The organism is Methylobacter luteus IMV-B-3098, assembly GCF_000427625.1.
In the GTDB taxonomy this organism is placed as follows: domain Bacteria; phylum Pseudomonadota; class Gammaproteobacteria; order Methylococcales; family Methylomonadaceae; genus Methylobacter; species Methylobacter luteus.
Genome location: NZ_KE386569.1, coordinates 4047312 through 4069774, shown reverse-complemented (window position 1 = coordinate 4069774; position 22463 = coordinate 4047312). Strand labels below are relative to the sequence as shown.

Here is a 22463-nt window from a genome sequence, read left to right as displayed (position 1 = left end):
AGCCGTTAGTCAGTTTTCTTCCACTAATCCTGCGGAAGAGGTCATTTGGATCATGGCTTTATAACGTTCATCCCGGTCGGTATGAACATAGATCGAGGTGGTCGCGATATTGCTATGTCCCAGGTTGTCGCGAACGATGGCCAGCGGCACGCCGTTGGCGACCGCATGACTGCCGTGGGTATGCCGCAGCCAATGCGTGCTGGCCTGCTGCAACCGCTCCGCAGCGACAGGATCTGCATGGGCCAGCGAGCTGGCCGCTTCCTTGAAAAAGCCTTTCAGTGTCTGGTAAAGGCCCGAGGTACTGATCACGGCCTTGGCGTCGCCGCGCAGCTTGCCGATGATAGGCGTGTCAGCCGTGATATAACCGATCGCTTTCAAGCCCCGGTCCCGCAAATGGGCGTTGATCCCCGCCATGATGTCGGGTGAAATGGGCACCTCCCGGTACTTCTTGCCTTTGCCGACCACGTCCAGCCACCATTGCTCGCCCAGCGGCGTGCTGACGGGCCTTAAATCTCCGACCGTGGCTTGCGTCAGTTCCTGCAGGCGCAGGCCGGTCGCGTAGGCAAACGCCAGAACAAACGCCGTGCGGCGATAGAGGGCGCGTTGGTTGTCCGTCAGTGCAGGATCGCCTGCCTTGCCGGCCGCAAACGCGTTGATCTGGCTCCACAGCGCTGGCGACAGCGCCCGGTCGGCCCCCTGATTGCGGCGGCCAAACGCCTGGGTGCTCAGCCCCGAAAACGGGTTGCTATCCAGATAGCGTTGCCCGACCAGCCATTCGCATAAGGCGCTCAGGATGACCTCGGCCTGCCGGATGCTGGACGGTTTCAGGGGACCTTGCAGGGGCCGCCAAACGCCCGACCAGCGCTGGGCCGGCTTGCCGATCCAGCGTTCGGCCGGTGGGGGATCGGCCAGAAACCGCCGGTAGTCGGCGCAATCCGGCGTGGTCAGCGACGACAACGATTTTCCTTGCTCAATGACCGCCCAGAGCAGGAAGCGTTCGGCTTCTTTCCGGTAGGCGCGGTGTGTGGCCGTGCCCTCATCCCACAAGGACAGCCAGGCCCCAATGGCTTCATAGTCATTGCGGGCCTCGATCCGGCAGCGTTCGACCGGCGCCCGGTTGGAGCCGGTTTCACCGCTCAGGTGCGCGGGCGGAGCAAACCGTTCCAAAGGCGCGATGCCATGGCTCCAGGTCTGCCTGTCGGCACTCAAAGGATTGCGCCGGCTCAAATCGAGCTTTATGCCCAGTACCTGTTCGGATGCCGCGAACAATTCATGAATGACTTCCGCCGATTGCTGGCCAAGCTGGGGAACGGTTTTCCACCAGTTCCCGCCCCGGGCGTTGATGAAGTCCGCCAGTTCCTGCAGGGATGCTGCCTTGACCGCCGACAGGCGCGAGGCGATATCGGCGGGCAGCCAGCGCCGTATCGGATCGTCGGGTCGGGGAATAGGGTCCGGCAGGGCATTAAGCTGATTGAATGAACGCAAGGCGCGCTGCGGCCAATTCTGCGTGTATTCGCGCTCCTGTTCCCAGAGCCGGGCGTCGTCATCCAGTCCCAGCCGGACCGCTTTAGCGGCGAGCGATTTGCGCAGCTGCCGCACGAAACGCATGACGTCCGTGCGCTCGGCGTCCTCCAGATACAGTTCGCCTAGCACGTCCCAGGCCACGCCTTGAATCCAGCCGCGCAGCAAAGCCGCATCGTTATTATTCATGGAGGGCCTCGGCTGTCCGTTTGCTGGCAGGACGCCGCTGCTTTTTGACCAGCGCCGACAGCTTCCGGGCTTTCTCGCGCTCGCTCGCCAGCGTCTGCTCCAGCCAGGCCAGTTTATCGCGCAACGCCGCGTTTTCCGTTTCCAGTTTGCTTTGCCGTTCGAGGCTGTCGCCGACTTGATGCATGATCTGGGTCAGCCGGATGCGCAAGGCTTCCTGATCGATTTGCGCCAGCTCCAGCGCCCGTTTCTGATCGGCCAGGGTTTTAGCCTGCTTCTTTCGCAGCACCTCTTTTTCTTCTTCAATGCGCCGCAGGTGCCATTCATGATCTTTCTCGAACTTGGCCGTCCACTCCCGGGCCTGGGTCTCGTTTGCGGTCCGGGCTTCGGCCAGGGCGCCTTCCACGCGGGACAGGTTCTGCCGGGCCTCGGCCAGCCACTGTTCGGTATCTTCCAGACGCGCGACGGTCGCGCCCAGCTTGCCGGTGACCTCCAGAATCAATTCGGCCTGCGCCGATAGCTCCTGGGCCATGCGTCCGGATTCCTGTTGCCAGGCGTTTTCCTTATCCTCCAGCACCTGTGATAAAGCCTGAAGCTGATGCTGCCATTCCGACTCCCGTTGCGCCAAAGCCTGGTTCCGTTCCCCATAGGCCTGTTCGGCTTGCTGCAGGGCCAGCTGCCAGAGGGATTCGGCGGCATCGACCATGACCGCCGGCATGTTGGGATGCTCCAGTTTCCGGCGATGTTTTTCCACGAAATGCAGCGTCCAGTCATTCATGGCCCGCTTGATCACAGCCGGGCTGTTGATATGGATGCGGTCCCTGATGGCGTCGATGGTCGGGAATCGCCCTTCCTCCAGGAAAACTACGTCGCAGCATTCGTAAGCCAGGGAATAGGTATTGGTATTTTTCATCGGATTTTTTCAGCGAGGGTTAGTGGGATGGGGAGTCGGTCATTGTGGGTATGCTCCACCTTGCCTGAAGATAGTCGTGTCGAGTATCAAAGATGCGTTTCAATTTATCGCCAATCAATGTGGCATGCAGCAATTTGCCCAGCCAGCCGTAGGGCATGGCGTAAAACACAATATCTTCCAGCACGACGCCATCAGGACATTCGCTTAAACTCACTTCATGGCTCCAGAATTTGAATGGCCCAATGCGTTGCTGATAAATGAAACGCACCGGTTTCTGGCAATGGCTGACTTCCGACAACCAGTTCATCGGGATACCCCATACTGCCTTCATCTGATAGCTGATCAGTAACCCGGCATAAATTTCGTTCGGCACTGGCGAAGTAATATCGACATGAAAGAAATCGGGGGTAATGTCATTGAGATAATACGGTGAAGAAAAGAATTCCCAGGCTTGCCGCCGGGTCATGCCCAGCTTTTGCTTTCGGTAGAGTTGATGAATTTTCATGAGGCGATTGATGATGAAATTAGCTTTGTCACTGCAGCTTAATCTATCACAATTGCATGAGGTTTATGCGCTTCGTTTCTGTTCTGGTTTGACTGAAACAAAATGTCAACAGAATCCGTCGCCAGCCGCGGAAACCTGCTCGGCTCTCATAAGATGCCAGAAGAATCCCTGCCCGTTAAAGGCAAGGATATCAATTTGGCATGGGGGCAAAAAAACGATGACTACAAGAGCGCTTTAATCTCAGGCAGACAGGAACCACAGTTGGTGCCTGCTTTTAAGCAGTTGCCGATATCCCGGACCGTTTTCAGGCCCTGTTCCTGAATGGCGGACCGGATGGTTTTTTCGCCCACATTGAAGCAGGAACAGATGATGTTGCCACAATCCGGCAGGTCTTGGGGCGGCATGCCGGTCAATAGGGCTTTTCGGTCTGATGGTTCCAGTGAATCCCTGCCAAACAGGCTGGCCAGCCAGTTGCGTTCGGGGAGACTATGGCGGGGGGAGATAACCAGCACGCTTTCCAGCCTGTTATCGATAATGCGCGCCGCCCGATAATGTCCCAGGCCTGAGTCGTGATATTCCTGCCAGCAGGGACTTTGCCCGCTGTTTCCCAGCTTGGCTCTCGCCCAATCCGGCCAGTCCGGCGGCAACGTTTCCCCGGCCAGTTCGTAACGATAACAGGACTCGCCTTTGCTTTTCACCCAGTACTCGACATCGTTGAATGTCAGTTCATGCCGGGACAGAATGAAGCCATGCCAGGCAGCCTGATAGTGCGTAATACGCACCGGCGTGTGCTTGCTTTCCGGTTGCCTGGAGAGGGGATCGATGACCGGATTGACCAGCGCCCCCATGCGGCCGCGGCTGGCAAATTGTTCCGACCAGTGCATCGGCACGAACAGACTGCCCGGCTGCTGATCAGGGGTAACGTGGACGCGCGCTATCATCGAGCCCCAGATGCTTTCAAGCCATGCCAGAGTGTCGGGCAACAGGTCATAACGCTCGGCGTCCAGCGGATGCACGTCGACAAAGACTTCCGGTTTGTGCTGGTTCAATCGGGCGGCGAGGGCGGTGCGGGTCATGGTATGCCATTGATCGCGCTGACGGCCGGTATTTAACACCAGAGGGTAATCCTTATTCGGCGAATTGACCGGCTGCCTGGGCGTGATGGCGACAAATTGCGCCTTGCCCGATACGGTAAAAAAGCGGCCGTCTTCAAACATTCTTGCCTTTCCATGCGGATTGGCTTGATTCACCGGCCACTGGGTCGGCTGCAATTTGTCGTAGTCCGGCGCGCTGATACCGGCAAAAGCGGAAATGTCGAAATCGCGCAGTCCATGCCGGCTATCGTTTTCAAAGCCTGACAGCGCTGCGTGTTCGCGGAAAATCTCGACAGGGCTTTGATAAGGAAAGGCTTGCTCGAAACCGAGGCGCCGCGCCACCTGGGTAATGATCCACCAGTCGGGCTTGGCATCGCCCGCCGGAGCGAACAGCGACCGCTGCCTGGAAATGCGGCGCTCGGAATTGGTGACCGTGCCGTCTTTTTCACTCCAGCCCTGCGCCGGCAACAGGATATGCGCCAGCTTCATGGTGTCGGTGTCGGCGATGCAGTCGGAAACCACCACGAACGGGCATTGCCGCAACGCCTGTCTGACCTTGTCGGCATCGGGCAGACTGACCGCCGGATTGGTGCCCATGATCCAGACCGCCTTGACCTTGCCGTCGTAAATCGCATCGAACAGTTCAACCGCCGGAAGACCGGGTTGGCTGGCAACAGCCGGGCTTCCCCAGAAGCGCGCCACCCTGTCAATGTCGGCGGGATTGGAAAAGTCCATGTGGGCGGCCAGTTGATTGGCCAGGCCGCCGACTTCACGCCCGCCCATGGCATTGGGCTGGCCGGTCAGGGAGAACGGTCCCATGCCCGACTTGCCGATTCTGCCGGTTGCCAGGTGGCAGTTGATGATACTGTTGACCTTGTCGGTGCCGGACGAGGACTGATTGATGCCCTGGCTGTAGAGGCTTATCACGTTCCGATGCCTGCTAAACCAGCGGTAGAAAATCCGCAGATCTTCCACAGGCAGGCGGCAAATTTCGGCAACCTGTTCGATCGATGGACCGCTGGCCGCTGCCGCATTCAGGGCCGCCGCAAAATTTTCGGTATGCGCTTCGATATAGCGTTGATCGATGGCGTTGTGTTGCTGCAAATACTGCAGCAAGCCGTTGAACAGCCAGGCATCGCTGCCGCTGGCGATCGGCAGATGCAGATCGGCAATATCGCAGCTGCCGGTTCTGCGCGGATCGATGACGACGATTTTCAGTTGGGAATTGGCGGTTTTGGCGGCCCGGATTTGCTGAAAAATCACCGGGTGGCACCAGGCGGCATTGGAGCCGATCAATACGATCATTTCGGCCAGCGCAAAATCCTCATAGCATCCCGGGACGGTATCGGCGCCAAACGCGCGTTTATGTCCGGATACCGACGAGGACATGCACAGGCGGCTGTTGGTATCGATATTGGCGCTGCCGATAAAGCCCTTCATCAGCTTGTTGGCGACATAGTAATCTTCGGTCAATAGCTGGCCCGATGCATAGATGGCCACGGCATCCACGCCGTGTTTGGCGATGGCGGCGCGAAACGAGCTGGCAACCAGATCGAGCGCTTCCGTCCAGTTGCTGTGCTGACCATGGACTTTGGGGTGCAACAGGCGGCCTTTCAGTTCGACCGTATCGCCCAGTGCCGAACCCTTTGAGCACAGGCGGCCGAAATTGGCCGGATGAGTCTTGTCGCCTCGAATGTTCAGCGCATGCCCGGTCTCGTCCACGCCGGCCTCGATGCCACAACCGACGCCGCAATAAGGGCAAGTCGTCTTCACGTATTTATTCATAATGATCCCGTCGCTATTCATCCTGAACAGTCAGTTAGGTTTAACGGAGCCAAGCCCGTGGCTTCCGGTGCCACAGGCTCGACCGGTTGTAATAAGCCCCTTGCCGAAAATCAGTTGCTCCCTGATATCCGAAATATCGGTCTCCTGTTCCAGCAATTCCTGATACCAGTTGCCGTCGCCCGTATCCTCGTACAGCACCGCGCCACGCAGTTTGTTCTCCCGGATCACCAGTTTCTTGTAGATGCCCGAGGACGGATCGTTAAAACGGATGGTTTCGCAATGCTGCTCGTCGCCGAGTATATCACCCACGGAAAACAGGTTGATGCCGGTTACCTTGAGTTTGGTGGACGTCGGTAAATTAATATATTCGGCGACGCCATGGCCGCTGAGATGGTTGGCGCAGACCTTGGCCTGCTCGAACAGCGGCGCGACCAGGCCGAACGTGGCGCCGCGGTGCTGGATACATTCGCCTACCGCGTAAATGCAGGGATCATAACTTTGCAGAGTGTCGTTGACCATGATGCCGCGTTCGCAATAAAGCCCGGCCTGCCTGGCCAGGGCAATATTGGGCTGCACGCCGATGGCCAGGACAAACAGATCGCATTCCAGTTCACTGCCATCGGCAAAGCGCGCGGCGCGAATTTGGCGAGTGTCATCGCCGATCAGCTTCTCGACCTGGGCAGCCATTTTAAATTGCAAACCCCGCCGTTCCAGCGCTGATTGCAGCATTTCTCCTGCCTGCCGATCCATTTGCCGGTTGAGCAACACGTCGGTGTTATGAATCACCGTCACCTGCATGCCCTGTACCGCAAGGCCATTGGCCGCCTCCAGCCCCAGCAGGCCACCGCCCAGCACCACGGCTCTTTTATGCTTTTTGCTGTATTCCAGCATGGTGTTGACATCGAAGATATCCCTGAAACTAATCACGCCGTTCAGATCGGTACCGATGATATCGGGCACTACCGGTTTCGAGCCGGTGGCGATCAACAGGCGATCGTATTCGGCAATGGTGCCGTCCCGGGCAACCACCTTGCGCAGGCCGCGCTCGATGCGCACCACGGCCTTATCCGGGCCGGCATGCAGGCGAATGCCGTGGTCGGCATACCATTGGCGATCATGCGTGACGATCTCCGCCATTGTTTTCTCACCGGACAGCACCGACGACAACATGACGCGGTTATAATTGCCGTAGGGTTCAGCGCCGAAAACAGTAATGTCATATTGATCCGGCGCCGACAGCAGCAATTCCTCTACCGTGCGTATCCCGGCCATGCCGTTGCCGATTACCACTAATCGTTGTTTTTTCATATTCAGTCCAAAATTCTTTTCAATGCGATTCTCGGGCGTTTCGGGTCGAATACCCTGTAGGGCACAAGTTAATCCGACCCTGCGAAGGTGTGTAACATCAGTAATAACAACAATCCGTCTCCTCCAAACAGCGCATGACTGTGTTTCATGTCTTACTCGGCCGCCATTTTCACCGCAATGCGGTTGTTGTTGACCCGCACCGGGTAAGTGGCGATTTTGACATGGTCATATTCGAAACAGGCGCCCGTTTTCAGGCTGTAATGCTGTTTGTACAGCGGCGAGGCCAGCATCGGCTCGCCGCCCAGATCGCCGACCATGCCGCGCGACAGGACGTTGGCTTTGCCGATCGGATCGAAATTGGCGACCGCATACACTTCCCGGATTTTGGTCAGATAAAACAGGGCGATCTGTTTGCCGGCCACCTGCGCGCAGACGCCGGAATCGGGCTGCAGGTCGTCCAATGTGCACACATCAATCCAAGTACTCATGCTACCTCCTCGATCAATTGAAAATGACGACGTTCCTGGCCATTGGCCGGACGCATCTGGCCGCGCTCTTCGACATGCGCGATATGGTCATCGGGCTCATCGCTGTTGATGAAGTGCTGAAAGCGTTTCAGGCGGCTTTCGTCCTGCAGCGTGGTTTTCCATTCGCACTGATAACTGTCGATAATATGGTGCATTTGCCGCTCCAGCTCGTCGCACACCCCCAGCTTGTCGTCCATGACCACGGACTTCAGGTAATCCAGGCCGCCTTCCATGTTTTCCAGCCACACCGACGTGCGCTGCAGGCGGTCGGCGGTACGCACGTAAAAAATCAGTACGCGATCGATGAGCCTGATCAGGTTTTCCTTGTCCAGGTTGGTGGCGAACAAATCGGCATGGCGCGGCTTCATGCCGCCGTTGCCGCAGACATACAGGCTCCAGCCGCCTTCGGTGGCGATGACGCCGATGTCCTTGCTCTGCGCCTCGGCGCACTCGCGGGTGCAGCCAGACACCGCGAACTTGATCTTGTGCGGCGCGCGCAGGCCCTTGTAGCGGTTTTCCAGTGCTATCGCCAGCCCGACGCTGTCATTGACGCCGTAACGGCACCAGGTGCTGCCGACGCAGGATTTAACCGTGCGCAGGGATTTGCCGTAGGCATGGCCGGATTCGAAGCCGGCATCGATCAGCTCTTTCCAGATCACCGGCAACTGCTCGACGCGGGCGCCGAACAGATCGACGCGCTGGCCGCCGGTGATTTTGGTGTACAGGCCGTATTTCTTGGCCACCTTGCCCAATACAATCAGACCATCCGGGGTGATTTCGCCGCCGGGGACGCGCGGCACGATCGAATAGGTGCCGTCTTTCTGTATATTGGCCAGAAAGGCGTCATTGGTATCCTGCAGGCCGATGTGCGGTTTTTCCAGAACGTATTCGTTCCAGTAAGACGCCAGAATCGAGCCGACCGCCTGCTTGCAGACTTCGCAGCCCAGGCCGCGGCCGTGCCGGTCCAGCAGTTCGTCGAAGGTTTTGATCCGGTCGACCCGGATCACGTTGTACAAGTCCTGGCGGGTATACGGAAAGTGCTCGCAGATGTCGGTATTGATTTCGACCCCGGCCTTCTTCAATTCGCAGTCCAGCACCGATTTCAATAAGGCCCCGCAACCGCCGCAGCCGGTACCGGCTTTGGTTTCGGCTTTCAGGGCCGGCACCGTGGTGCAGCCTCCGGCGATGGCGCCGCAGACATCGCCTTTGGAAACCGCGTAGCAGGAGCAGATTTGCGCTGATTCCGGCAGGGCATCCGGCCCCAGTCCCGCCGCTTGCTCGGAGCGCGGCGGCAAAATCAGGGAATCCGGATTTTCCGGCAGTTCGATACCGTTCAGACAATACTGCAACAAGGTGCTGTAACTGTCGGCATCGCCGACCAGTACCGCGCCCAGCAAGTGTTTGCTATCGGCGCTGACCACCAGCCGCTTGTAGATATCGGCGCGTCCGTCCTGATAAGTGTAAACGAACGCGCCGGGAGTCTGGGCATGCGCATCGCCGATACTGGCGACATCGACGCCCATCAGTTTCAGTTTGGTGCTCATGTCGGCGCCGGTAAAGGGCTGTTCCCGTCCGGACAAATGCGCGACCACGCTGCGCGCCATGCTGTAGCCCGGCGCTACGAGGCCGAAAATCTGGCCGTTCCATGATGCGCACTCGCCGATCGCGTAAATATCATCGTCCGACGTCCGGCAATGGTTATCAATGACGATGCCGCCGCGTACCCCCACTTCCAGGCCGCAGGCACGGGCGATGCCGTCGCGCGGCCGTATGCCGGCGGAAAACAGCACGATGTCGGTTTCCAGGCTCTCGCCGTCGGCAAAATGCATTTTATGGAAGCACTGCTCGCCGTCCTTGATCAGCGTCGTATTCTTGTTGAGGTGGACTGTCACGCCCAAATCCTCGATCTTGCGTTTCAGTACCGCCCCGCCGTTTTCATCGAGCTGCACGGCCATCAGCCGCGGCGCGAATTCGACGACATGGGTTTCCAGTCCCAGATCCCGCAAGGCTTTCGCCGCTTCCAGCCCCAGCAGGCCGCCGCCGATCACCGCGCCCACCTTCGATTGTTTGGCGGCGGCGGTGATGGCTTCCAGGTCCTCGATCGTGCGATACACCAGGCACTGGTCACGTCCATTCCCCGGCACTGGCGGCACGAACGGACAGGAGCCGGTGGCCAGCACCAGTTTGTCATAGTCGACTGTCACGCCGTTGGCTGAAAGTACCTGTTTATGTTGCCGGTCAATGCTGACCACTTTGTCATTCAAATAAAGCGTGATCGCGTTATTCTGGAAGAAGCCGTCCTCAACCAAAGACAGATCCTCGGCACTCTTGCCGGCAAAATAGTCCGACAGATGCACCCTGTCGTAGGCCGGTCTGGGTTCCTCACAGAAGGTAACGACTTGGTAGCGATCTTTCGCAGCGCTGTTGACCAGATCGGCCAGAAAGTATTGCCCGACCATGCCGTTACCGATGATAACCAGAGTTTGTTTGTTGTTCATGTACACCTCGATAGCTTTTATGTTGCGTCTGCTGCCCATCCGGGCACCAAATCCCGCTGGCTTACCCGAACATTTTTTCGGCCAAAAAAAAAGGCGACCTGCTATGCATGACGAAAATCATGCAAACAGGACGCCTTTGTCCAAATCAAAACAATGTTCAAGGAGACTTCATCACGAAATATGCAATTTCGATGCCAACCGATAAAATTCAATAAATTCGATGGCTGGATACGTATTCCGGGTACACCTGGGGCACTAATTGCACCTAAATAATGCAAACTCGCGGGTAATTGGCACCATGATGGTTCGCATCATGCGCCGCCATAACTGGAATTCTGCTGAGGTTATGCGGACCATTTGCCCCTACGTCTGCCTGTAGGGTCGAATTAATCCGACCCGAGATGCCCGAATTATCAGCCTTGACCGGCAATGCGAATAAATTCGCACCTACACTCGTGTGCTCTGTGGGTTTATGAAATCCGCGACAAGGTCATAGCGCACCGATTCCACTATGGCATATAACCTGCTTGGCGTGAATTCAGCTGCCTCCCTCAAAGTTCGACATGACTTGTTTGCATCGGCCTTTGCCTTAGGGACATCAACCTATTTTGCGAATCCGGAATCACACCATGTCTATTGCATCATTCAAGCTGCTGTCCATGCGCGGCAAAACCAAAATTCTGCATATGAGCTGGATGGCTTTTTTCATCAGTTTTGTCATCTGGTTCAATCACGCGCCGCTGATGGTGCTGATCCAACGGGAATTGGGCATCAGTAATGGTGAAGTGGAAATCATTTTATTGCTGAACGTAGCCCTGACCATTCCCGCCCGGGTCGTCATCGGCATGGTGGTGGATCGCTTCGGTGCCAGGATCAGTTACAGCGTATTGCTGGCGGTGTGCAGCGTGCCGTGCTTCATGTTCGCGCTGGCGGAAAATTTCGCCGAGCTGGCCTGGGCGAGATTTTTGCTGGGTTTTATCGGCGCCGGTTTCGTGGTCGGCGTGCGCATCATCGGCGACTGGTTTCCCTCCAGCCAGACGGGCATCGCCGAAGGGATTTACGCGGGCTGGGGTAATTTCGGGTCGGCATTTGCCGCCATCGTCCTGCCTGGCCTGGCGTTTTATTTTGGTGCGGAAAACGGCTGGCGATACGCGATCGCGCTGACCGGCCTGGTCGCATTGGCCTATTCGATCATTTATTACCGCAACGTCGAAAACCTGCCCGTCGAACTGGCCGGGTTGAAGAGCAAACGCGCATCGACCATGGAAGTCACCAGCATCAAGGATTTGTTTCTGTACATACTCAGCCTGCTGCCCTTGTATGCAACCCTGTCATTATTAACCTGGAAGCTGTCGTCGCCGATCAATCCGATTCTGTCGCCGGGCTGGGCGCTGGCGATGCATCTGCTGATCCTGGCCGTCTTTCTGGTTCATGCCTACCAACTGGTGCAAACCAACGCCGAACGGCTCAGCCGGCCGATACCGAGCATCCATCATTATCATTACCGGCAGGTCTTCATTCTGGCCATTGCCTACCTGATCACCTTCGGTTCCAAGCTGGCGGTGCTGTCGATGTTGCCGATGTTTTTCTTCAACACGTTCAACGGCACGCAGGATCTTTCCATGCTGGATGCCGGCATGCTGGCTTCCAGTTTTGTGATCACCAACGTGATCGCCCGTCCGGCTGGCGGCTGGCTGAGTGACCAGTTCGGCCGCAAGTTGTCGCTGGCGCTATTCAGCACCGGACTGGCCGGCGGTTATTTCCTGATGGCGATGATCACGCCGCAATGGTCGATCGCATCGACCGTGCTGGTGACCTTGATCTGCTCGATTTTCATGCAAGCCGCCGAAGGCGCCATCTTTGCTTTCGTGCCGCTGGTCAGGCGGGCTATTACCGGCGAAGTGGCCGGCATTGTCGGGGCCTACGGCAATGCCGGCGCCATCATCTTTCTGATTCTGTTGACCTTCCTGTCACCCGGCGGCTTTTTCCTGCTGCTGGGCACCTGTTCGCTGCTATTGGTGGGCCTGGTGCGTTATCTCGACGAACCGCGCAATTTCATTGCCGAAATCATGCCGGACGGCTCTATTGTCAAAATTGAGCTGGAATAGATATGAAGAAGCCCAAAATCCTGATCATAGAGGAATTCGACAACGAGCGTCTGCTGGAAAAAAGCCTGCGGCAGCATGGCTATGAGGCGGCGACCCTCAGACTGCAGGCGCTGAATCTTCTTGAAGTGATAAACAGCCTGCAGCCCGATGTGGCGGTATTGAACCTTTATTCACCCGGCGACACGGTTCTGAAGATGGTGCTGGACATCAACCAGCATCACTCGATACCGGTAGTGATGTTTGCCGAGGACCAGCAGACCGATACCATCAATAAAGTGATCAAAGCCGGCGTCAGCGCCTATATCGTCGACGGGCTGGAGCCCAAGCGGATTAAATCCATCGTGGAAATCGCCATCGCCCGTTTCAAGGAACAGCAAGTCTTGAAAGAGGAATTGAAAAAAACCAAAACCCAACTGGAAGACCGCAAACATATCGATCGCGCCAAGGCGATCCTGATCAAGTCCCAAGGCTACAGTGAGGACGAGGCCTATCATGCTTTACGCAAACTGGCGATGGATCGCAAGGTTTCGCTGGGCGAAATGGCCAAGAACGTCGTCGCGATGGCCGAGCTGTTTAAATAATCAATTGCCGGGCAGACAATTTGCCGCCTGTAGGGCCGAATTAATTCGGCCCGAAACGCTCAGCCAGGTAGCCAGGTAGGGTACGCACCGCGTACCCTACAGCAAGTGTAGGCTGGGTTGGAGCTTTAGCGGAAACCCGGCATGGGTGACTCCGAAATGCTGGGTTTATCAACCCAGCCTACCCCGATTAAAAGCTGCAATGCCCGGCGCGGCAGGCAGGATATATAACTGTCTATACGTAATCTCGTATAACTATTCCGGCGCACCAATTCTCAGCAAAACGCACCAAGCCTGTGCCGTTAATCCCGCGGTTTCCGCACACAAAACAGGCAAACCCAGGCGAATCCGAACAACAGGCGATCACCAAGCCAGCATTTATCAACACGAACAACATAAATCGACCACTTGGCATCCGAATTGCATTAAGTAATTCAGTACTCCACTGTCGGAGTCAAGATAACTGCTCACTGTAGAGCAAACGGGACAAAGGCGTCTTTCGTGCATTGCTGATTCGGCAATGACGCGAAGGCGCCTTTTTTATTTTTCGCGGTTTTTGTTTAGAGCTCACTATGAAAAAAATGAATACGTTCTCCGCTAAAAAATTGTTGTTGGTGGCATTGGCATTGACCACGACTAATCTGGCTGCGGCCGGCAAACTGGAGAAGGAAGACCTGAAATTCGGTTTTATCAAACTCACCGATATGGCCCCTTTGGCGGTTGCTTATGAAAAAGGGTTCTTTGAGGATGAAGGTCTGTATGTGCAACTGGAAGCTCAGGCAAACTGGAAAGTCGTCCTGGACCGCGTCATCAGCGGTGAACTGGACGGCTCGCACATGCTCGCTCCGGCCCCTTTGGGCGCCAGCATCGGCTTCGGCACCAAGGCCGATATCGTGACGGCCTTCAGCATGGGCTTCAACGGCAACGCCATTACCGTTTCGAACGACATCTGGAAACAGATGAAGCCGAACGTACCTGTCGCGGACGGTAAACCCGTACACCCGATTAAAGCCGATGCCCTCAAGCCTGTCGTCGACAAATACAAAAGCGAAGGCAAGCCTTTCAATATGGCCATGACCTTTCCGGTCGGCACCCATAACCTGAAACTGCGTTACTGGCTGGCTGCCGGCGGCATCAAGCCGGGCTATTACGAACCGCCCCAGGATATCTCGGGCCAGACCGACGCCGAGGCCATGCTATCGGTGACGCCGCCGCCGCAAATGCCCGCCACGATCGAAGCCGGCACTATCTACGGCTATTGCGTAGGCGAGCCCTGGAACCAGCAGGCGGTATTCAAAGGTATCGGCGTACCGGTCATTACCGATGACGAACTCTGGAAAGACACGCCCGAGAAAGTGTTCGGCGTCACCAAGGAATGGGCCGATAAATACCCCAATACCCATCTGGCGGTAGTCAAGGCTTTGATCCGCGCGGCCATGTGGCTGGATGAGGACAACAATAAAAACCGCAAGGAAGCGATCGAGATGCTGTCGCAAAAACAATATGTCGGCGCCGACTATGAAGTGCTCGCCAACAGCATGACCGGCACTTTTGAATACGAAAAAGGCGACAAACGCCCTCTGCCCGATTTCAACACGTTCTTCCGTAATTCAGCCAGTTATCCCGCCTACGACGGCGCGGTCTGGTATCTGACCCAGATGCGCCGCTGGGGGCAGATCAATGAATACAAACCCGACGACTGGTACATGGAAACGGCTAAAAAAGTCTATCGCCCCGATATTTATCTGGCCGCGGCCAAGGAACTGATCGCCGAAGGCAAGGCCAAGGCCGGCGATTTCCCGGCTGATACCGGCATCAAACCGGCGCAAGACTTCTTTATCGACAAGATTGCGTTCGACGCCAGCAAGCCCAACGACTATCTGGCCAAATTCCCGATCGGCCTGAAAGGGAAGCAGAAAGTGGTCGGCGGCAAGGTAACTGAATAACTTTTAAACAAGCTTGATCGTGAGCCCTTCTGGCTAAACAACGGATGTTTATAGGTGCAAGGACGCATCTTTTTTTAAGACGCCGCCGAGCCGCTCAGACTTCATGCGAAAGCCCTACAGAAGGAGGTGTCCTGTGAACAGTAAACTGATCAATTTTTTCAACCTGACCGGCCTGACCTGGTTCGTACCGGTCATAAAAATAGCGGCCGGTGAAAATCCCGCGCGGCAGGCCCGCGAACTATGGCTGATGATGGGTGTTCCGATCATCGCCTTCATCCTGTTCCTGGGCCTTTGGAGTTTCTCGGCTTCCAAGGTCAACACCAGCCTGGGCGCCATTCCCGGCCCCGTCGCGGTCTGGCAGGAAATAGGCGGACTGGTGGATGCGCATTATGCGGAACGGCAGAAGGAAGCCGCCTTTTATCAGCGCCAGCAGGCGCGCAATGAAAAGTTGCTGGCGGAAAATCCGGATGCGTCCGTCAAGAAACGGCCATATACCGGAAAGCCCACCTACGTGGACCAGATCGTCACCAGTCTTTACACGGTTTTCGCGGGCTTTGTGATCGCCACGCTGGCGGCCATACCGCTCGGCATTTTATGCGGCATGAGTTCGGTCTTCAACACGGCGCTGAATCCGCTCATCCAGATCTTCAAACCGGTATCGCCGCTGGCCTGGCTGCCTATCGTGACCTTGATCGTCAGCTCGGTTTACGTCACGACGGACGATTCCTGGTTTGAAAAATCATTCCTGACATCGGCGATCACGGTCACGCTGTGCTCGTTATGGCCGACGCTGATCAATACGGCGGTCGGCGTCTCGTCCGTCGATAAGGATCTGGTCAACGTCGGCAAGGTCCTGCGCCTGGACTGGACCACGCAGATCAGGAAAATCATTCTGCCGTCGGCCCTGCCCTACATTTTCACCGGCATGCGCCTGTCTCTGGGCGTGGGCTGGATGGTGCTGATTGCGGCCGAAATGCTGGCGCAAAATCCGGGCCTTGGAAAATTCGTCTGGGATGAGTTCCAGAACGGCAGTTCCAACTCGCTGAGCAGAATCATGGTGGCTGTTTTTACGATCGGCATTATCGGTTTCATGCTCGATCGCATCATGCAGTCGTTACAGAAAGTATTCACTTTCGGCAAAACACTTTAACCGGGAGCCTGACATGTCCGCGATCAAACTCAAAATTGTTGCCAATGAACCCATCCTCCAGCCGCCTGCCCCGTCCAATGACGCGCAGGCGCCGTTGCTGGAATTGAAACAGGTCTGCAAATCCTACGGCACGGGCAAGGATAAAGTCTCCATCCTGAAGGACATCAACCTGGATATCAGGGCCGGAGAGTTCATCGCCATCGTCGGCTTTTCCGGCAGCGGCAAAACCACGCTGGTATCGACGATAGCCGGCCTGATCGAAGCCGACAGCGGCGATGTGCTGAAACAGGGCCAGCCCATCACCGCGCCGGGGCCGGACCGCGGCGTCGTGTTTCAAAACTATTCTTTGATGCCGTGGCTGACGGTTTTCGAAAACGTGGCCCTGGCGGTCGACCAGATTTTTAAGGACTGGCCGTTGGCGCAACGCCGCGCGCATACCGAAAAATACGTGCGCATGGTCAATCTGGGCGCGGCCATGGATAAAAAACCGGCTGAGCTGTCGGGCGGCATGCGCCAGCGCGTCAACGTCGCCCGGGCCCTGGCCGCCAATCCCGATATTCTGCTGTTGGACGAGCCGCTCAGCGCCTTGGATGCGCTGACGCGCGGGAACTTGCAGGATGAAATCCTGCAAATCTGGGAGCAGGACAAGAAAACCGTGATCCTGATCACCAATGACGTCGATGAAGCGATTTACATGGCCGACCGCGTTATCCCGCTTAATCCCGGCCCCGATGCCACATTCGGCCCCGATTTCATCATCGACATCGAACGCCCGAGAGACCGGACGGCTTTAAACCACAACGAGAAATTCAAGAAATTGCGCGCCGAAATCACGCAATACCTGATGGCTATCGGCATCGAAAAAACGCAGGTCTCAGGCCGCGACACCGTCATGCTGCCTGATGTAAGGCCCAATACCAGCCATGATTGGCATCCGGGCAATCCGGCTTTGAAGTCCGGCCGCAATGATCTGGGCAGGCCGCGCTATCTTGAGTTTTCCCAACTGTCGAAAATTTACCCGACGCCCGACGGCAACAGCACCGTCAAGGTCGTGGATGGTTTTGACCTGAAAGTCAAAAAAGGCGAATTCATCTCGATCATCGGCCATTCAGGCTGCGGCAAGTCGACCGTCTTATCGATGACGGCCGGACTGAACAGCGTCTCCGAAGGCGTCATCATCCTCGACAATAAAGAGATCGACGGCGCCGGCCCGGATCGCGGCGTGGTGTTCCAGTCGCCCAGCCTGTTCCCGTGGCTGACCGCTTTTGAAAATGTCGCGCTGGGCGTCGATAAAGTCTATCCGCATGCCTCCAGATCCGAACGCAACGATATCGTCGAATACTATCTGACCCGGGTCGGCCTGGGCGATTCTCTTTATAAAAAAGCCGCCGACCTGTCCAACGGCATGCGCCAGCGCGTCGGCATCGCGCGCGCCTTCGCCCTGTCGCCCAAGCTGCTGCTGCTGGATGAGCCTTTCGGCATGCTCGACTCCCTGACGCGCTGGGAATTGCAGGAAGTCCTGATGGAAGTCTGGGAGCGGACACAGGTAACGGCGATCGTGGTCACGCATGATGTCGACGAAGCCATTCTGGTGGCGGACCGCGTAGTCATGATGACCAATGGGCCGCATGCCCGGATCGGCAAGATTCAAAACATTGACCTGCCCCGTCCGCGCACCCGCAAAGCCCTGCTGGAACACGCCGATTACTATGAATATCGGGAAAGCATCCTGACCTTTCTGACCGAATGTGATCACACACACTAATTAACACAAGAGAAACCCTATGCCGCAAAAAATACCATTCGGTTGCGCCTCGGCTACACTGTTAGCGCTATCCGCAGCCAGCACAACAGCCTCGGCCGTCAGCCTGACCCAGTCGATTGAAGATGCGCTGAACTTTTATCATTACGGCCACAACGGTGCGGTGAAGTTTGACCTGAATTACCGTTATGAAAACGTCGATCAGGACAAAGGCCCCGGCAACCCGAAAACGGCCAATGCCAATACGGCACGCCTGCGCCTGGGTTTGCTCTCGCCCGTATTCCACGGCCTGCAAGGTTATGTCGAATACGAAGGCAACTATGTCCTGCAGAGCGATTACAATAACGGACTGGGCAACAAGCCCGAATTCTCAACCGTTGCCGACCCTGATGTAAATGAGCTGAACCAGCTCTGGATCAGCTACTCCGGCATTCCCGACACGGTCATCAAGGGCGGCCGGCAGCGCATCAAGCTCGATGACGACCGCTTTATCGGCAACGTCGGCTGGCGCCAGCTCGAAACGACGTTCGATTCGGTGCTGATCACGCACAATAACCAGACCCTGTACGGGCTGACCGTCAACGCCGGCTATATCGGCAACGTCAACACGTTCACGGGCACTACCGAGAATATCAATGCCCCGATACTGAACATCAGCTATAAAGCCGGCGATTACGGCAATCTGATCGGTTACGGCTACTGGCTGGATTACACGGAGTCCGAAAACTACGCCAAATCGAACCAGACTTACGGCCTGCGCTTCGACGGCAAAACGAAGGTTAATGACAAGCTGACCGCGCTTTATACGGCCGAATGGAGCTTTCAAAAAGATTACCAGCACAGCCCGACCGATTATGAAGCCGACCGCTTCAATCTGATGGGCGGATTTACCGCATTCAGCATGATTACGGTTCAGGGCGCCATGGAGCAACTGAACGGCTTCGGCGCCAACAAACGCTTCATTACGCCGCTGGGCACCAATCACGCCTTCCAGGGCTGGGCGGATCAGTTCCTGGTGACGCCCAATGACGGTATCCGCGATGTGTTCGGCACCTTGAGCGCCTCTTTGGACAACGGCAGCCTGATGCTGACCGGCGTGTTCCATGATTTCAGCGACGATACGGGGCAAATCCATTACGGCAAGGAATGGGATTTTCTGGCCGTCAAGAAGTTCGGCAAGCATTACGCGCTACTGGCTAAATACGCTTATTATGATGCCGATCAGGTTGCAACCGATACTCAGAAAATCTGGGTGCAGATGAATGTCAATTTCTAATTGAAACTCGGGGTTCCGGGGCATCAATTTCTTCCACAAACAACAAGGGGCGGCTGCCAGCGTAAACAGATTAAGGGTATTGCCTGGCAACCTGTTCAATATCCGCCGAGAATGCCCAGCCCTGCCCGAGAGATTGCGCGCCAGACTGTTGCTTAGGATTCGGTTAAAAAATAACTTTCCGATTTGTCGATGAAATCATGTAGGGGCGAATTCATTTATGCCCTTTGGGTACTTGTGCCCTTTAGGGTATTCGCCTTGGGCGACTTAAGTCGCCCCCACACCTGTTGCTCGTCAAAATCCAGAGAAGTTATTTCTCGCCCTGTCCTTACCCCTATCCAAAATCCATTGAACGACAAACCGATCACATAGTCAAAATTTTTATTTTCAGCAAGGTGTGTCAATCATGTCCCCACATGGCTGTAAATGGCACTTCATTCGCGTTCTGAGCACTTTTCTTCTCACCTTGTCCCTGCCTTTGACAGTCTCTTACGGACAAGGCGAGGAGAAGGCCGCGCCGCCGCCAACGCCTTCAACCAAGCAGACCGATACCAACTCGCCGGCAGGGCAAACGCCCGTTACCGAGGGCACTTTCGCCACGCAACTTGCTGAAGCGTTAAAGCTTGGTCCAATTGAGGACGGAGCAAAGGCTGAAGAACTGTTGAACAACTCGGGCATTAAGCCCAAAAAGGGGTGGGTTTCGAAACGCCCGGTCACTCCGGTCGCGCTGGACGACATCGAGAAGGGGGTTGCCGCCGCTAGCGATCAAAAGAAGATCGCCTTCACGAAGGATCAGGCGCTGAAACTTGTCGGTGAGGTTAAAGCCAAGCTTGGATTAAATGTTAATCCTGATCCGACACCTCCCGTCGACCAAACGCCGGGCAATAAAGTGATTTACCGCTATACCGATAGTCAGGGCGTGATTCACTTTACTGATGTCTATGATTCCATACCGCAAGAACACCGGAAAAATGCAAGCAGGAATACAGATGAGTCCTCTGTTGGAACCGGCGACGGCACAACAAAAACGCCCGGACTTCAGTAGAGCCATTAGACCTTCTTAATCTAACAAGCACGACCTTAAAGGGAGGCAATTATGAAAAAGCGAATCTTATCTTCGTTGGCCATAATTGGACTTGCCTGTATTATCCAAAGCTGCGCTTTCTATGCTCATCCTTATGGGCAGGTAGGAGTTTACGGTGGCAGCAGTCCTTATTACGGTTTTAGCTTAGGTTTCTCGCCTTACAGCTATTATAGTTACCGCCCATATGGTTACCGTTATGGGTATCGCCCTTATGGATACCGTCCTTATTATGGATATAAGCCTTATGGGCACTATAGATACGGCCCCAGAAATTACGGTTGGGGAAGCCGCTATAGGGGCGGCAGCCGCGGCGGAGGCGGCGGTAGCAAGGGGTTCAGCGGAGGAGGCTTTGGCGGCTTGAGACGGCGCTGACGCCATGGCCATCGTACAACCCCATGATCCTCAAACTACGAATATTAAATAACTGCACGTTCAATGTATGCGTCTCATGCAAGGAAGTGCTCATTGCCTGGAAAAAGATCGTTCCTGAACGGAGGGATTGCAAAATGTTGCGGACTTTAAAATTCTTAATGCTCATCTCCATGCTTTGCTCATGCTCGACAATGCCGACCGGCCCCAGTGTTCTGGTGTTGCCGGGCAACGGCAAGACCTTTGACCGGTTCCATGCCGATGATGTAATGTGCAGGCGGTACGCCCGCGAACTGATCACGGCGTCGCAAAAAGAGCCCGACTCTAAAGAGGAAGGCCAGCAAGGTTATGATATCGGCTATATCCAGTGCATGTATGGCAAAGGCCATCAGGTTCCGGTGGAGGAAGAAATAGTATACGAGGCTTTATAGGAATGGCATACGCCTCCAGCGCCTGCGCAAAATTATTTTTATTGATTCTGTACCAGTAAATAATCAATGCTGCAACCCGTAAGCTGTGTTGCTCAACAGCTTGCAGAGCTTTGCTTGCAACAACAGCGTAGGGCGGTTTCGCGCAGCAAACCGCCATTTCAAACAGGCCAAGTATTATTGGGGGACGTTACGGTTTTAAGGCTCCGTTTATTGGTGGATTGCCAAGGTAAATCCACCCTACGAATCATCCGCCATACAGCCATTTTTAAATGCGAGCTGTTACAGATAGGTTTGGTGTTTAAATTTGAGTTTCATATGTTGCTAATCAATTTTTCAATTCCCATTAACAGCACATTAAAACTATTCGAGAGATTTGATCCATCTGTTTTGAGGTATGGCGCAATTGCACGGGAACCGGCAACTTTCTGATATTTTCGTTGCGATAGATTTTGCAATTCTTGAGATGGATTAGAAAGTGCATCTGGTGAGCGATATTTTCTTTCCTGCTGCTTTTTTGCCAAATTCGAGATTCCAAGTCCCAGTTCAACTGCGTTAAGATCACCTAAATAAAAGCTTTCTAGCTCAGCGCAAGCGATCCGAATCAAAGTTACTTCCCGTTTGCCACTGGCGTTTACTTTTTCGGCTAATCGAGCTTTTATCACTAAACCATCACCACTATTTTTATCGCGCATAACTATAAAAGCCGAATTGGGATATTGCCAACCTTTTAAACGACGTTCCAATTGTTTTTCTAAATCCTGCTTACCTTCAAAAACAATGTATTTCACATTAATTCCTTCAGGTAGTATTTTTGGTAATATTCCTTTCAGCATTTCCGCTGCAGAAAGTTCTTCGAGCAAAAAGACTAAATAATTCATTCGGGGTCAACCCCGTCAAAAAAGCCTTGCTTCCATAAATAGCCCATTTGATCGCCTTCTTGCATATAGGCTGAGATTTGAGCGTCCTCTGACGCGCGTTTTATCTCGGTATAGCCATCTTTTTTCACCAACCAAAATACTTCTTCCAATTCTGTGGCATTCAGAAAATCGGGGGAATGTGTTGAAACAAAAACTTGCCCACCACTCTCAGAATACGCTCTAAATTCTTCTGCTAGCTCTGATAATAGTCTTGGGTACAATTGATTTTCTGGTTCTTCAATACACAACAATGGGTGTGGGTTAGGATCATAAAGCAACGTCAAATAAGCCAACATTTTAATAGTACCGTCCGAAACATATCTTGCTAAAAATGGATCTTCGAATGCACCATCTTGAAATTTAAGTAAAACACGCCCTTCTTCGGTCGTTTTAGAGCAATTATCTTTTAGATAAAAACATGATATAAACTAACCTCTTGTTAAACGAAATGAGCCATTTTTATCATGCCCAAGCCTTATTCCGAAGATTTACGCAGCCGGGTGGCTGA

The 22463-nt window shown here is 55.0% G+C and carries 17 protein-coding genes; 8 read left to right on the top strand and 9 right to left on the bottom strand.

Annotated elements, in window-relative coordinates; genetic code table 11:
- Positions 1–9 precede the first annotated feature (9 nt).
- The 7 genes from METLU_RS26095 to nirB all read right to left on the bottom strand — a co-directional run bounded on the left by METLU_RS26095 (position 10) and on the right by nirB (position 10337).
- A complete protein-coding gene (locus tag METLU_RS26095) occupies positions 10–1710 on the bottom strand; it encodes a tyrosine-type recombinase/integrase (protein WP_051300092.1) in 1701 nt (566 codons plus the stop codon).
- The gene (locus METLU_RS0121320) at positions 1703–2620 is read right to left on the bottom strand and encodes a DNA-binding protein (RefSeq protein ID WP_027159990.1); all 918 of its coding nucleotides are present in this window, start codon (positions 2618–2620) and stop codon (positions 1703–1705) included. The genes METLU_RS26095 and METLU_RS0121320 overlap by 8 nt, the downstream gene beginning before the upstream one ends.
- Before the next feature lie 19 nt (positions 2621–2639).
- On the bottom strand, positions 2640–3125 hold the full coding sequence (locus tag METLU_RS0121315; protein WP_036243359.1) for an SRPBCC family protein: 486 nt from the start codon (positions 3123–3125) through the stop codon (positions 2640–2642).
- Between the two features lie 221 nt (positions 3126–3346).
- Positions 3347–6004: a nitrate reductase gene (locus METLU_RS0121310; RefSeq protein WP_027159988.1), complete on the bottom strand. Its 2658-nt coding sequence runs from the start codon at positions 6002–6004 to the stop codon at positions 3347–3349.
- A 30-nt stretch (positions 6005–6034) separates the two neighbouring features.
- Positions 6035–7312 carry an NAD(P)/FAD-dependent oxidoreductase gene (locus METLU_RS26090; RefSeq protein ID WP_051300090.1) on the bottom strand — a complete coding sequence of 426 codons (1278 nt, stop codon included), beginning with the start codon at positions 7310–7312 and terminating at the stop codon, positions 6035–6037.
- 152 nt (positions 7313–7464) lie between these two features.
- Entirely contained in the window at positions 7465–7800 is a 336-nt protein-coding gene (nirD, locus tag METLU_RS0121300; RefSeq protein ID WP_027159987.1) for a nitrite reductase small subunit NirD, read from the bottom strand.
- A complete protein-coding gene (nirB, locus tag METLU_RS0121295) occupies positions 7797–10337 on the bottom strand; it encodes a nitrite reductase large subunit NirB (RefSeq protein ID WP_027159986.1) in 2541 nt (846 codons plus the stop codon). The genes nirD and nirB overlap by 4 nt, the downstream gene beginning before the upstream one ends.
- A gap of 629 nt (positions 10338–10966) precedes the next feature.
- Between nirB and METLU_RS0121290 the strand changes: the two genes are divergently transcribed.
- From METLU_RS0121290 to METLU_RS26085, 8 genes are all read left to right on the top strand, one after another.
- Positions 10967–12445, top strand: a complete 1479-nt coding sequence (locus METLU_RS0121290; RefSeq protein WP_027159985.1) for an MFS transporter — start codon at positions 10967–10969, stop codon at positions 12443–12445.
- Between the two features lie 2 nt (positions 12446–12447).
- Positions 12448–13026 (top strand): ANTAR domain-containing response regulator, encoded by a 579-nt coding sequence (locus METLU_RS0121285; RefSeq protein ID WP_027159984.1) that lies wholly within the window; start codon positions 12448–12450, stop codon positions 13024–13026.
- Positions 13027–13604: 578 nt separating this feature from the next.
- Positions 13605–14969, top strand: a complete 1365-nt coding sequence (locus METLU_RS0121280; RefSeq protein ID WP_407939119.1) for a CmpA/NrtA family ABC transporter substrate-binding protein — start codon at positions 13605–13607, stop codon at positions 14967–14969.
- Between the two features lie 133 nt (positions 14970–15102).
- Entirely contained in the window at positions 15103–16119 is a 1017-nt protein-coding gene (locus tag METLU_RS0121275) for an ABC transporter permease (RefSeq protein WP_027159982.1), read from the top strand.
- Between the two features lie 13 nt (positions 16120–16132).
- Positions 16133–17884, top strand: a complete 1752-nt coding sequence (locus METLU_RS0121270; protein ID WP_027159981.1) for an ABC transporter ATP-binding protein — start codon at positions 16133–16135, stop codon at positions 17882–17884.
- 19 nt (positions 17885–17903) lie between these two features.
- Entirely contained in the window at positions 17904–19157 is a 1254-nt protein-coding gene (locus METLU_RS0121265) for an alginate export family protein (RefSeq protein ID WP_027159980.1), read from the top strand.
- Positions 19158–19560: 403 nt separating this feature from the next.
- On the top strand, positions 19561–20199 hold the full coding sequence (locus tag METLU_RS0121260; RefSeq protein ID WP_027159979.1) for a DUF4124 domain-containing protein: 639 nt from the start codon (positions 19561–19563) through the stop codon (positions 20197–20199).
- 545 nt (positions 20200–20744) lie between these two features.
- Positions 20745–21038 (top strand): hypothetical protein, encoded by a 294-nt coding sequence (locus METLU_RS26085; RefSeq protein WP_155920655.1) that lies wholly within the window; start codon positions 20745–20747, stop codon positions 21036–21038.
- 311 nt (positions 21039–21349) lie between these two features.
- On the opposite strand, the gene METLU_RS0121245 is transcribed toward METLU_RS26085, so the two are convergent.
- Together METLU_RS0121245 and METLU_RS26080 are read right to left on the bottom strand one after the other, a co-directional pair.
- Positions 21350–21916 (bottom strand): DUF4276 family protein, encoded by a 567-nt coding sequence (locus METLU_RS0121245; RefSeq protein WP_027159978.1) that lies wholly within the window; start codon positions 21914–21916, stop codon positions 21350–21352.
- A complete protein-coding gene (locus METLU_RS26080) occupies positions 21913–22380 on the bottom strand; it encodes an AAA family ATPase (RefSeq protein WP_269209367.1) in 468 nt (155 codons plus the stop codon). Before METLU_RS26080 ends, METLU_RS0121245 begins: the two co-directional genes overlap by 4 nt.
- Between the last annotated feature and the right edge of the window lie 83 nt (positions 22381–22463).

Bases quoted from the DNA above. Each gene is read 5' to 3' on its own strand.
- METLU_RS0121290 (WP_027159985.1), top strand. From the start codon at position 10,967: ATGTCTATTGCATCATTCAAGCTGCTGTCCATGCGCGGCAAAACCAAA.
- METLU_RS0121260 (WP_027159979.1), top strand. From the start codon at position 19,561: ATGTCCCCACATGGCTGTAAATGGCACTTCATTCGCGTTCTGAGCACT.
- nirD (WP_027159987.1), bottom strand. From the start codon at position 7,800: ATGAGTACTTGGATTGATGTGTGCACATTGGACGACCTGCAGCCCGAT.
- METLU_RS0121280 (WP_407939119.1), top strand. From the start codon at position 13,605: ATGAATACGTTCTCCGCTAAAAAATTGTTGTTGGTGGCATTGGCATTG.
- METLU_RS0121265 (WP_027159980.1), top strand. From the start codon at position 17,904: ATGCCGCAAAAAATACCATTCGGTTGCGCCTCGGCTACACTGTTAGCG.
- METLU_RS0121320 (WP_027159990.1), bottom strand. From the start codon at position 2,620: ATGAAAAATACCAATACCTATTCCCTGGCTTACGAATGCTGCGACGTA.
- METLU_RS26090 (WP_051300090.1), bottom strand. From the start codon at position 7,312: ATGAAAAAACAACGATTAGTGGTAATCGGCAACGGCATGGCCGGGATA.
- METLU_RS26095 (WP_051300092.1), bottom strand. From the start codon at position 1,710: ATGAATAATAACGATGCGGCTTTGCTGCGCGGCTGGATTCAAGGCGTG.
- nirB (WP_027159986.1), bottom strand. From the start codon at position 10,337: ATGAACAACAAACAAACTCTGGTTATCATCGGTAACGGCATGGTCGGG.
- METLU_RS0121285 (WP_027159984.1), top strand. From the start codon at position 12,448: ATGAAGAAGCCCAAAATCCTGATCATAGAGGAATTCGACAACGAGCGT.
- METLU_RS0121245 (WP_027159978.1), bottom strand. From the start codon at position 21,916: ATGAATTATTTAGTCTTTTTGCTCGAAGAACTTTCTGCAGCGGAAATG.
- METLU_RS0121310 (WP_027159988.1), bottom strand. From the start codon at position 6,004: ATGAATAAATACGTGAAGACGACTTGCCCTTATTGCGGCGTCGGTTGT.
- METLU_RS26085 (WP_155920655.1), top strand. From the start codon at position 20,745: ATGTTGCGGACTTTAAAATTCTTAATGCTCATCTCCATGCTTTGCTCA.
- METLU_RS0121315 (WP_036243359.1), bottom strand. From the start codon at position 3,125: ATGAAAATTCATCAACTCTACCGAAAGCAAAAGCTGGGCATGACCCGG.
- METLU_RS0121270 (WP_027159981.1), top strand. From the start codon at position 16,133: ATGTCCGCGATCAAACTCAAAATTGTTGCCAATGAACCCATCCTCCAG.